The organism is Actinomadura miaoliensis, from assembly GCF_039536785.1.
Classification (GTDB): domain Bacteria; phylum Actinomycetota; class Actinomycetes; order Streptosporangiales; family Streptosporangiaceae; genus Spirillospora; species Spirillospora miaoliensis.
The window spans coordinates 67457-77669 of record NZ_BAAAZG010000003.1 but is presented as its reverse complement, the minus strand read 5'-3'; the positions used below and the strand labels follow the sequence as shown (position 1 = coordinate 77669).

Annotated in this window: 13 protein-coding genes; 5 read left to right on the top strand and 8 right to left on the bottom strand. The window is 70.9% G+C overall.

Features of this window, described 5'->3' with window-relative positions:
- The first annotated feature begins 140 nt into the window (after nucleotides 1-140).
- Nucleotides 141-848, top strand: a complete 708-nt coding sequence (locus tag ABD811_RS06995; protein ID WP_344942595.1) for a hypothetical protein — start codon at nucleotides 141-143, stop codon at nucleotides 846-848.
- Between the two features lie 32 nt (nucleotides 849-880).
- On the opposite strand, the gene ABD811_RS06990 is transcribed toward ABD811_RS06995, so the two are convergent.
- A complete protein-coding gene (locus tag ABD811_RS06990; RefSeq protein WP_344942592.1) occupies nucleotides 881-1951 on the bottom strand; it encodes a tyrosine-type recombinase/integrase in 1071 nt (356 codons plus the stop codon).
- Nucleotides 1952-2934: 983 nt separating this feature from the next.
- Nucleotides 2935-3108 (bottom strand): hypothetical protein, encoded by a 174-nt coding sequence (locus tag ABD811_RS06985; RefSeq protein ID WP_344942589.1) that lies wholly within the window; start codon nucleotides 3106-3108, stop codon nucleotides 2935-2937.
- A 45-nt stretch (nucleotides 3109-3153) separates the two neighbouring features.
- Here ABD811_RS06985 and ABD811_RS06980 point away from each other — a divergent pair, with 45 nt between their 5' ends.
- The gene (locus ABD811_RS06980) at nucleotides 3154-3429 is read left to right on the top strand and encodes a hypothetical protein (protein ID WP_344942586.1); all 276 of its coding nucleotides are present in this window, start codon (nucleotides 3154-3156) and stop codon (nucleotides 3427-3429) included.
- Between the two features lie 964 nt (nucleotides 3430-4393).
- On the opposite strand, the gene ABD811_RS06975 is transcribed toward ABD811_RS06980, so the two are convergent.
- From ABD811_RS06975 to ABD811_RS06970, 3 genes are all read right to left on the bottom strand, one after another.
- A complete protein-coding gene (locus ABD811_RS06975) occupies nucleotides 4394-4654 on the bottom strand; it encodes a hypothetical protein (protein ID WP_344942583.1) in 261 nt (86 codons plus the stop codon).
- An 8-nt stretch (nucleotides 4655-4662) separates the two neighbouring features.
- Entirely contained in the window at nucleotides 4663-4872 is a 210-nt protein-coding gene (locus ABD811_RS43900; protein WP_425549374.1) for a recombinase family protein, read from the bottom strand.
- A gap of 196 nt (nucleotides 4873-5068) precedes the next feature.
- On the bottom strand, nucleotides 5069-5452 hold the full coding sequence (locus tag ABD811_RS06970) for a MerR family transcriptional regulator (protein ID WP_344942580.1): 384 nt from the start codon (nucleotides 5450-5452) through the stop codon (nucleotides 5069-5071).
- 124 nt (nucleotides 5453-5576) lie between these two features.
- Between ABD811_RS06970 and ABD811_RS06965 the strand changes: the two genes are divergently transcribed.
- Complete coding sequence (locus ABD811_RS06965; RefSeq protein ID WP_344942577.1) at nucleotides 5577-5912, top strand: EthD domain-containing protein; 336 nt, start codon at nucleotides 5577-5579, stop codon at nucleotides 5910-5912.
- A gap of 315 nt (nucleotides 5913-6227) precedes the next feature.
- Here the strand turns inward: ABD811_RS06965 and ABD811_RS06960 are convergent, their stop codons facing one another.
- The 3 genes from ABD811_RS06960 to ABD811_RS06950 all read right to left on the bottom strand — a co-directional run bounded on the left by ABD811_RS06960 (nucleotide 6228) and on the right by ABD811_RS06950 (nucleotide 7399).
- Nucleotides 6228-6500, bottom strand: coding sequence for a hypothetical protein (locus ABD811_RS06960; protein ID WP_344942574.1), 273 nt, complete (start codon nucleotides 6498-6500; stop codon nucleotides 6228-6230).
- A 243-nt stretch (nucleotides 6501-6743) separates the two neighbouring features.
- Complete coding sequence (locus ABD811_RS06955) at nucleotides 6744-6965, bottom strand: Tn3 family transposase (protein WP_344942571.1); 222 nt, start codon at nucleotides 6963-6965, stop codon at nucleotides 6744-6746.
- A 5-nt stretch (nucleotides 6966-6970) separates the two neighbouring features.
- Nucleotides 6971-7399 (bottom strand): Tn3 family transposase, encoded by a 429-nt coding sequence (locus ABD811_RS06950; protein ID WP_344942568.1) that lies wholly within the window; start codon nucleotides 7397-7399, stop codon nucleotides 6971-6973.
- A gap of 708 nt (nucleotides 7400-8107) precedes the next feature.
- On the opposite strand from ABD811_RS06950, the gene ABD811_RS06945 reads away from it, so the two are divergent.
- Together ABD811_RS06945 and ABD811_RS06940 are read left to right on the top strand one after the other, a co-directional pair.
- Nucleotides 8108-9355 (top strand): cytochrome ubiquinol oxidase subunit I, encoded by a 1248-nt coding sequence (locus ABD811_RS06945; RefSeq protein WP_344942565.1) that lies wholly within the window; start codon nucleotides 8108-8110, stop codon nucleotides 9353-9355.
- A gap of 81 nt (nucleotides 9356-9436) precedes the next feature.
- On the top strand, nucleotides 9437-10195 hold the full coding sequence (locus tag ABD811_RS06940; RefSeq protein WP_344942563.1) for a cytochrome d ubiquinol oxidase subunit II: 759 nt from the start codon (nucleotides 9437-9439) through the stop codon (nucleotides 10193-10195).
- The last annotated feature ends 18 nt before the right edge of the window (nucleotides 10196-10213 follow it).

Genomic DNA, 10213 nt, shown 5'->3' with positions numbered 1-10213 from the left:
CCCGCCCACCAGCGCCCCGACCACCCCCATCCCAGCACTCACGCCCCGGGGGGGAAGCACACGCCCGGTTCCGCCGCCGCCACGGCGACGCCATGATGGACGCCCACGCCCACGGTGCCGAACCAGCCGGAGCCCAGCCGATGCCCCCACCGTCCACCGCCGACACCGAACACACCACCACCCCCGCCGCGCCCGCCTACGCACGCCCCCCGTTCTGGTTGACCGTCACCGCCATCACCTACGCCCTCACCCACCACGTCGGCGTCGCCATGGCCTGGCTCGGCACCGTCGGCCCCACCCGCTGGGCCGACTGGATCGACCTGCTCACCCCCTACGCCGTCCTCCTCCCGGCGGCCGCCGCCCTGCACACCGGGGGAGCGGGCCGCCGCACCTGGGCCCTCTACCTGACCGGCGCCCTCACCTACGTCGAAGGCCACGGCATCCACCTGGCCGCCAACTCCGTCGGCAACCACGCACCCAGCGACGTCGCGCACCTGTGGGACGAAACCGCGGGCCACTACATCTGGTACGGGGGAGTGGCCCTGGTCGTGGCGTCCCTGGCCGCGGCCCTGGCGCACCACCCGGCCCCGCACGGCACGACCGGACGCGTCTTGGCACACACCGCCGCGCTGCTGACCGGCGTGACGTTCACCACCAACTCCCTGGAAGGCGGCACCGCCGTCATGGGCATCGCCGTGGCGGCCGCGTTCACCGCCTGGGGCTGGACCGCGCGCACCCGCCTCGGCGGCGTCCTGGTCACCGCGTTCGCCAGCGCCCTGCTCCTGCTGACCACCTACGGCCTGTGGCAGGGCGGCTTCCCCCAGCCCTCCCAGCTCGGCTGGATCTGACCCACCACCCGCCGCGCCCCCTTAACGTTCTCTCACCGCTCCTGGTCGGCGGGCCGCGAGTCGACGCGCCCCAGCAGCGGATGCACCCGCATCGCCGCCTCCAACTCCCCGGGAAGCTCGTCACGGTAACGGCCCAGCGTCGACAGGTCGGCGTGACCCAGCACCCGTCGCACCGCGTCCATGTCGGTCGCGGCCGCCAGAAGATGCGTCGCGGTGGTGTGCCGCAGCCCGTGCGGCGTGACGGCACGGCGCCGCTCCGGATCCACCCGCGCCTGCACCCGGTCGATCACCGCCTGCACGTCACCGCGCGCCAGCCGGCGTCCCCGCCACGACAGCAGCAACGCCCTGGGCTCACGGCCGCGATCCAGCAGGGGACGCCCCTCGGCCAGATAGGCGTCCAGCACCTCCGCCACCGGACGCGGCAACGGCACGTCCCGGGTACGGCCGCCCTTGCCGAACACCCGCCAGTACCGCACCCCGTCGTTGACGAAGAAGTGCTCCACGTCGGCGCGGGTCAGCTCCGACACCCGCGGCCCCACCGCCGCCAGCAGCAGCACGATCAGCCCGTCCCGCAACTCCACGCGCTGGTCACGGCGCCGCCCCTGCTCGGCCGGCGTCTCGGCCAGCCGACGCGCCGCGCCGAGCAGCCCCTCGGCCTGCTCGGCGGTCAGCGCCCGCCGCTCGGCGCGCAGCCCGCCCCGCTGCCGTGGCCGCACCGTCGCCGCGTCCATCGGGTCCAGCTGCACCCACCCGGCGATCACGGCGTGCCGGAACAGCGCCGACACCGACCGGCGGAACCGCGCCTGCGACGCCGGGCTCTGCGTGGCCGCCGCGCGCTCACCGCCGGGGGAGGGGGAGGGGTCGCGGCGCCGCCCGTCGGGTTTGCGGGCGAACGCCAGCAGCACCTGGTCGACGTCCTCGCCGGTCAGGTCGTCCAGCACCCGGCCGGGCCCGGCGAGTTCGGCGAAGGTGTGTACGTCACGCACGTACACCTCGGCGCTGCCGGGCGCCAACGCGCCGGTGACGGACTTGGCGCGGACCATCTCGGCGTACCGGTCCACGGCCTGGGCGACGGTGACACGCTCGACATCACGGGGACGCACACCGCGGCACGTTACCGCCCGCCACCGACAGACCCCACCACCCCCACAAACCCGACAAAACGCAATAAACCACTCAGAATCCATCTTCTGTATGGTTTGATCACCTTGCCGGAATGAGATCATGGAAGGGGCGCCACGGCATCACCGGCCCGGCGGCGCCGCCTTGCGGACGGGGGACGGGGAGGCGCGGCGCGATGGCGGACCAGGAACTGTTCGACCAGGTCGGCGAGGTCGTCAGGGGATCGGCGCCCCGAACGGCCGGGGAGCTGCGCGTGCAGGTGCGCCCGAGCGGCGTCAAGGTCTGGTACGGCGACACCGCGCCACCCAGGGAGCACTACGAGGCGCAGATCGTGGCCGCCGACATCGTCACCGACGCCCGCGTGAGGGCCCTGGCTGGCACGCCGAACATCCTCGCGAGGCCGACAACCAGGCGCTGCTGGACGGCCTGCGCGCCCACGAACCGCGGTGGCGGGCCGCCCTGGGCGACGACGCAGTCGCCGGGGCGTTCCTGGGCCGGACGACGTGGCGGCGGATCTCCGAGACCTGGCTGGATCCCGACCTGGACGGGCCCGACGTGCCGTTCGACATCGGCGTCCGGCTCGTCGACTACATCAACGCCCTGCAGCCACACCGCGCCACACCCTGACGCCCGCCACGCCGACCACGCCGACCACGCCGCCGCGCGCTGCACGGGTGGCTGCTGAGCGGCAAGGACAACCACGCGCACACCCGACGAAGCGAAACAGTTGCCGTCCGACGAACCGTCCGGGCGGGCAAGACGACTCCGCACACAGGGACTCCGCGCGTGGGGGTTCAACGTCGCCGGCGGGCTGGCGCGCGTTCCGCCCGTTCAGAGCCCCTCTCGCCCAGGCTCGACGGATGGTCGATAATGCACATTATGTTAAGTAGACGGTTCGGCCGCTGCCCCGCCCAGGCATGACCCCACCGCGTCCCCTCCACGTGCCGCCCGCCGGTCCCTACCCTCAGCCGCACACTCCGCTGCCCTCCACGGGATGGACCAGCCAGCCCGCGTTGGCCACCCGCAGCACCGCCGCGCCGTTCTCCTCCCCGGTCGGCACCCCGCACCGACGTGCCGCATTGACGAGGGTCGCCGCCGACGCGGCTCCCCGGGCGCGCACCCCCGGGCCCTTCGCCACCCTCCCACTCGAAGACGCGCGCTCGGCCAGGCCTCGGCCGGGCGCGTGGGCAGCGCCCGAGGGCTGGCCGCGATGTACGCGGCCACGGTGTCCGGCTCGGACGACCGTCCCGCGCTGCTGCGCCCCGGCATCCTCGGCGAGTTCGCCGTGCTCCACTCCACCGGCGGCGACCTGGTCGGCAGTGACCAGGGCCAGTACGCCCTCGGTTTCCAGGCCAAGGGGCTGCGCTCCCCGTTCCTCGGCGCGAACGCGTTCGGCCACAACGGGTCGGCGGGCGCACCCCGGTCCGCACGGTCGGCACCATGCTGGCCAGCACCGTGATCATGTACGCGGCGGGCGTGCCGTACCTGATGGCCGCGCCAGCCGCTCTCGCACCCCGCCGGTGAGGCGGACACCGCGCGGCGCCGCTGCCCGACTTGGCCCGCAGCTTCACCGGGCTTCTGGCCCACACGGCGGCCGTCGGCCAGGCGTTCCACATCACCAGCGACGAGGTACTGACCTGGCTCAGAGCTACCTGTCCGTCGCCGAGGCCACGCACCGACGCGCCGCAGCGGCTATGTCGAGTTCAACGGACCGGCGACGCCCGAGGGGGCGTATTCCGGGCAGGTTCGCGTCACGTGCCCTTCTTGGTTCGCTCCAGTGCGGGTCTGCCAGCTCTCCGGATAGTGCGATGCGGTAGTCATCGGCCCGGCGGCAGGCGGCGCCGGCATGTCTCTCTCCCCCGGCGCGCGCAGCACTCACCCTGCGGCCGCGACCAGGCGTCCACCTCTTCCGGTGATCATGGTCGGCGCGTGCGGCGGCACGACATGTGGTCTCCTCGACCCTCATGGCGGCGATCATCACCCGCCACTCCCCCGCCGCCCCGCCGGGACGCGGGAGGAATGCGAACGATCAGTGCACTTTCACCCGGTGATCTTGACGCGGCCGAGGCGCCACGGGTCACCCCGCACGAAGAAGCCCGCCACAGAATGTGACGTAATCGAGACAGACCGCACTCATCCCGGGCGCGGGTTGCTGCCGACGTCCAGGCGGGGGCTCGGGACGGCGACGCTGCGCCAGGCCTCGGCAGCCACCGACCGTCCGGGCCGGTTGAGCGGCCCTGTTGGCGGGGTGTGGCTCGGTTTTGGTGGATTGACGCATGAAGATCGCTGCGGTTGGCGTTTCGACTGGAACTTCTCGACGGACCGGCCCTTGACCAACAACCGAACGGCCAACGGCGATAGCGAGCCGGTTCGGGCGGAGTTACCGCCGTCCACCGTCCGGATGCGGGTGGCCCATCTCTCGATCAGGACTGAGGGGAGCGGATCCTCGAGTCGGGCAGCAGGTCCGCCAGTGCGGTGCGCGCGGTGACTCGGCTCACCCCGTGCTCATGCGCGAGACCCGCGATCGAGGCGCCCTTGTCACGGAACGCTGCGCGCACTTCCTCGAGCTGGTCTCCGGCGAGTGTGGGTGGCCGGCCGCGGTAGCGGCCTTCGGCCGCGGCGATGCCTTCGGTGGTCAGTTCGTTTTGCAGGTCGCGCTGGAATTGGCCGACGGCGGTGATCACGTTGATGATCAGGGCGGTGGTGGCATCGTCGGCGGCCAGGTCGTGGAAGTCGACAGCGGTCCGGACAGGACTCGCAGCACGACGCCGCGGGCTTGGCACCAGTCCCGGACGGCGTGGATGTCCATCAGGTGGCGGCAGAGGCGGAACAGCTCTGAGACTGTGAGGGTGTCGCTGGGGTGCGCGGCGGAGGCGACGTTGGCGAACGCGGGCCGCTCCAGTGCGGGATCTTGGAGGTGTCGCCGGGTCCTCGAACAGTGGCACCCCCTCGGCAGGGTGGAACCCCTCGGCGACTCCTTCGGTCCGGACCAAGAGCCCGGCCTCGGCGCGTTCCTGGCAGGTCCGGCTGCGGCGAGCGGGACCCAACCCTCACTGCCCGATGCTCTCCCACCCCGCCCCGCCGCCAGCGAACCACCGCTAACGTGCAGATGATTCGGCGGCTAGTTGGGCTTGATAGGTGCTGTTCTCGTCGATCAATTTGTCGAGCGCTGCGCGCGCGGCGAGGACCGTGTCGAGCGTGGCCGACAGACGCTCCCGTTCACGCAGCATCACCGCCATCGAGTCCTGGGCGGCCCGCATGGTCGGCCTGGTCGTCATGCAGGGGAGCATCTCGACGATCGTGCGGCTGGACAGGCCGGCCGCGAAGAACGACTGAATGAGCCTGACCCGGTGGACCTGGTCCTCGGCGTAGAGGCGCTGACCGCTCGGGGACCGGGTGCTCACGACGAGCCCCTGCTCCTCGTAGTAGCGCAGGGAGCGCCGGCTGACCCCGGTCCGCTCCGACAGCTCGCCGATCCTCATCGACGGTCCTCCTCATGCTGACGATTCCGGCTTGCCCCTCACATCGATGTCACCGTTTACCTTAATCCGCGCCGGTAGGACTTCCGCGTCGAGCGGTCGACGTGAGTGATGATGAGGAGGCACTGTGCTCAAGTTCGTTTACCTGATCAACCGGATCGAAGGCATGACCCAGGAGGAGTTCGTCGAGTACCACCGCGACCGGCACGCGCCGCTGTTCACCTCGATCCCCGAAGCGGAGCGGTACGTCAGGAGGTACACGGTCTCGCACCCGGTGCCGGCCGAGAACCACCCGGCTCCGGCGTACGACGGCCTCACCGAGATCTGGTTCGACAGCTGGGCGGACCACGACGCGTTCTTCGCCTCCGAGAACTACCGGGTACGGGTCAACCCCGACGAGGCGAAGTTCATCGACCCGAACTCGATCGGCGTGATGGTCACGGAGGAGACGATCGTCGTCTGACACCGGCCGGCGTTCTCCGCCCTCGGTTTCATGGAAGCCGAGGGCGGCGTGCGGCCCCGGTACGCAGACACAGGCCGAGGGAGGCTCGTCAGCGTCGTCGTTACCGCTCCGGGCCCTGCCTCGGGCCCCAATACGCAACCGCGCAGTTCGCCAGGCGTTCGAGCATCGCCCCGCCAACGGTCGAGCACATCCGCCCATGCCTTCATCACCCGAGCCGGAACATCAGCGGCAAAGCAGAGAAAGCCCAGGTCACAGGTCAGAGGGTGCGGCTTGGTGCTGGGGGGCGCGAACTCAGGGGTTATTTCTTACATGGGATCACGAACCAAGTCGCTGGGCTCGCGCCTGCGTGGTCTCCTCCACCATGAGCCGAGGAAGTCCCGGCGGCCATTCGGCGGGGGGTGTCGTCTCATAGCCCCACACCGGACCGCCGCCGTCGTCGCCGGCGGCAGCACAGATGAACAACGCGTGAGCCTCGTGATCCTGGGCACCGGCGAGGGCCTTGGCGAGATTACCGACCGGGTCCTGCGCGGTAACGCTGCCCTGCACCCTGGCCAGCTGCCACAGCCGCAGCGGCTCCTCGGGGGGCACGTCCTTGGGCTGAGCGCATGCCCAGACCTCGCCAGCCCGTCGCGTGGCCCGAACTCGCACGCATGAACCGAGGCGATCGCGTCCGCACGCACCACCCATTGATCGTCTCCACGTACCCACACACGTCCAGCGTCCGTGATAACCCGACGAGAGGCCGCCGCAGCTGGTCAGAGCAGCCCACAATCCAAGATCATCCCCATACGGGTTCGGGGCTGGAGCCCGGCGTTGCCTGTCGCAGGAGTCTCATTCCTCGTCGTCGGGTGCGTCGGGTGCGTCGGGGGCGCGCAGGTCGCGGATGGCGCCGGGGACCAGATCCGGCAGGAGGAAGTTGTAGGCGCCGTGCGCCCCGAGGTGCTTGCGCACGAACGGGCTGATTCGGGCCATGTCCTCGTCTCGGACCGGGTACCCCTGGGCCTTGAGCTGGTGGCGGACGGCGGCAAGGTAGACAGTCGTCCACAGGACCACGCAGTTCAGAACAAGTCCGAGGACGCCGAGCTGGTTTTAACTTGCGGTTGGGCCGGGCGCACGCGGCCGAGACTGGGACCACGAACCGCATCCCCCTCGACTGCGGCGACCATGCCACCGCCCCACGCCTGCGCCAACGAAAGCCCGGCCTGGCGGGCGACCAGCGGCACGTTCGCCGGGGCGAGGGTCTCCGGCCGGAAGTAGTTCTGGAACACGTGCGACAGCCGTGACCGTTCCAGCGCGGGCACGCCCTGCTTGGCGATCGGCCGGTAGCCGACGTTCATGGAGTGCGCGGCCAGGCACGCGGCGATCGAGATCGGCAGATCCTCCAGCCGGGACCGGCCGCCCGACACGGCGGTGAACGCCTCCACCAGGGACGGCTCCCACGACATCACCTCCAGGATCACCTCGGGCAGGTCGACACGCGGCAGCATCGCGGTGGTGCGGGCGTGCGGGTCGTGGCTGGGTGCCGGTCGTCATGGCCGGGTGTGCATCCGCTGGTTCGGCGCGGTGATGTTGTGTGGCGGGGGCGGTCGGCGGTTGTAGCCGGGGTACCGGCTGTCGGCTGTTTTCCGGGGGCGCCTCGGCTTCGAGGGGGGCTGTCACAGTGCGCGGGAGGCCTTCGTGCCCGGGACGAGATGTCGGGTGCGGAGGTCTTCCGCCGCTACCGCCCACTCCCCTGCCGCCCCTCCCTGTTCCCTCACCGAGTTGACGCTGAACGGTGCCGTCGGTGGTTTCACCGGTGTTCTGCGGACGTTGGGGTCGGGGCGTGCCGTTTTCTGGTCGCCGTGCTGTCGGCATGGGTGGTGGGGGGCGGCTCGCGGATGGTGGCGCGGGGTGTTGTGGCGCTGATGTCGCGGGGCGGGCGGAGGCCGGTCCTGGTGCGGGTCTCGTTTTGCGGGGCTGCTGGCGGGTGGGGTGTGTGCGGGTCTGTTCCCGAGCGGGATCAGGGTGGGGTCGGGGGTGGGGTCGTGCGTGGTGGGGAGGGCGGGGCGGGGTTTGTACATCTGTGGGTGTACGCGGGGGTGGGGGGCTGCGCGAAAGGTGCAGGTGGGTTGTCGGCTGTGGCGGGTTTCGCCGGGTGGGCGGCGGGCTCGATGATCGGGGGCGTATCGGTCGGGTGAGCGGTGGGAGGGTCCCGGGTGGACGATCCGTTGTTGCTGGCGCGGGTGCAGTTCGCGTTGACGGCGGGTTCGCATTTCGTGTTCGTGGCGTTGACGTTGGGGCTGGCGACGCTGGTGGCGTTGACGCAGACGCGGGCGACGCTGTCGGGCAGTGTGGTGGCCGAGCGGATGACGCGGTTCTGGGGCCAGCTGTATGTGATCAATTATGCGGTGGGGATCGTCACGGGGCTGGTGATGGAGTTCCAGTTCGGGTTGAACTGGAGCGGGATGTCGCGGGTCGTGGGTGAGGTGTTCGGGGCGCCGCTGGCGATGGAGACGGTGGTGGCGTTCTTTGTGGAGTCGACGTTCCTGGGTTTGTGGATTTTCGGGTGGGACCGGTTGAACCGGTGGGTGCATCTCGCGTTGATCTGGGTGGTCGCGGCCACGGCGTATTTCTCGGCGTATTTCATTCTGGTGGCCAACGGGTTCCTGCAGCGGCCGGTGGGCTACGAGATGGTGGACGGGGTGGCGCGGCTCACGGACGTGGGGGCGTTGCTGGCGAATCCGACGGCGTTGCTGGCGTTCGGGCATGTGGTGTTCGGCGGGTTGCTGACGGCGGGGTTCTTCATGGCTGCGGTGAGCGGCTATCACCTGTTCCGCAGGACGGCGGAGGCGGATCTGTTCCGCCGGTCGATGCGCACCGGGCTGGTGACGGTGGTGGTGTCGGTGTTCCCGGTGGTGGTGTTCGGGGGGGTGCAGTTCCAGTACGTGCAGCCGACTAAGCATCCGTCGTCGCAGGAGGCGGCGGCGCAGGTGGCGGAGTTCCAGGCGCGGTTCGGGCCGGGTGACTACACGCCGCCGGGGCTGGCGTCGGTGGGTGAGACGTTGATGGTGTCGGCGTGGTCGCTGATGTTTTTCATCGCGTTCGTGGCGTTGGTGAAGTTGCCGTTCGGGCGGTGGCTGGAGCGGGGCCGGGTGTTCCACGTGTTGATGATGGCGGCGGTGCCGCTGCCCTACGTGGCGATGATCTCGGGGTGGGTGTTCCGTGAGGTGGGCCGGCAGCCGTGGATGGTGTACGGGGTGTTGAAGACCGAGGACGCGTTGTCGGATGTGCCGGCGGGTGCGGTGGCGGTGTCGTTCGTGGTGTTCACGGTGGTGTTCGCCGTTCTGGTGGCGGTGAATCTGTGGTTGCTGGTGCGGTACGCGCGGCGGGGGCCGGAGGCGGTGCGGCTGGGGGCGCCGGAGGCGCCGGAGCCGGATCGGCCGGTGTTGACGCCGTCGTTGTGAGCCCCGGCGGGGCGGGGCGGGTCGAGGGTTTTCCGGACGGTGTTTTCCCCCGGTCGCGGGCCGGTGGGGTGAGGAGTCGACATGCAGACGCTGGCGGTGCTGGTCCTGGCGGTGTTCACCGCGGGGTATCTGGTGCTGGCGGGGGCCGACATCGGCATGGGGATGCTGCTGCCGGTGCTGGGCCGCGGCGAGCGGGAGCGGCGGCTGGTGATCGCCGCGTTCGCGCCGTTCTTTCTGGCCAACGAGGTGTGGCTGGTGGCGACGGCGGGTGTGGTGGCCGCGGCGTTCCCCGGGTTGGAGCATGCGCTGCTGAGCGGGTTGTTCCCGTTGTTCGTGGCGTTGCTGGTCGGGTGGATCGTGCGGGACATGGGGTTGTGGTTGCGGGGCCGGGTGGACGCGGCGGGGTGGCGTGCGGTGTGTGACGGCGCGGTGGTGGCGGGCAGTTGGGTCCTGGCGTTGGTGTGGGGTGCGGTGCTGGGCACGGTGCTGGTCGGCGGGGGTCATGTGGAGGACGGGGTGAACGCCGGGACGGTGCTGGGGTTGCCGTTGGCGTTGGTGTTCGCGGCGCATGGGGCGGGGTTCGCGCGGTGGCGGCTGGCGGGTGGTCTGGTGGAGCGGGCGCGGCGGGTGCCGGGTCGGTACTGGGTGTCGGGGGTGGTGCTGGTCGTGGTGGCGGTGGCGGCGGGGGCGCGGTTGCCGTGGTCGCAGGTGGCGGCGTCGCCGGAGGCGTTGGGGGTGACGGCGGTGATGTGCGCGGTGTTGTTGCCGTTGCTGCTGGCGGCGCAGGCGCTGGTGTGGTGGACGTTCCGGGGGCGGGCCGAGTCCCCCGGCTACCTGTGAGGGTGGTGCCGGGGTGAA

Coding starts and splice junctions, on each gene's coding strand:
- ABD811_RS06995 (WP_344942595.1), top strand. CDS start 141: ATGCCCCCACCGTCCACCGCCGACACCGAACACACCACCACCCCCGCC.
- ABD811_RS06950 (WP_344942568.1), bottom strand. CDS start 7,399: ATGCTGCCGCGTGTCGACCTGCCCGAGGTGATCCTGGAGGTGATGTCG.
- ABD811_RS06940 (WP_344942563.1), top strand. CDS start 9,437: ATGCAGACGCTGGCGGTGCTGGTCCTGGCGGTGTTCACCGCGGGGTAT.
- ABD811_RS06970 (WP_344942580.1), bottom strand. CDS start 5,452: ATGAGGATCGGCGAGCTGTCGGAGCGGACCGGGGTCAGCCGGCGCTCC.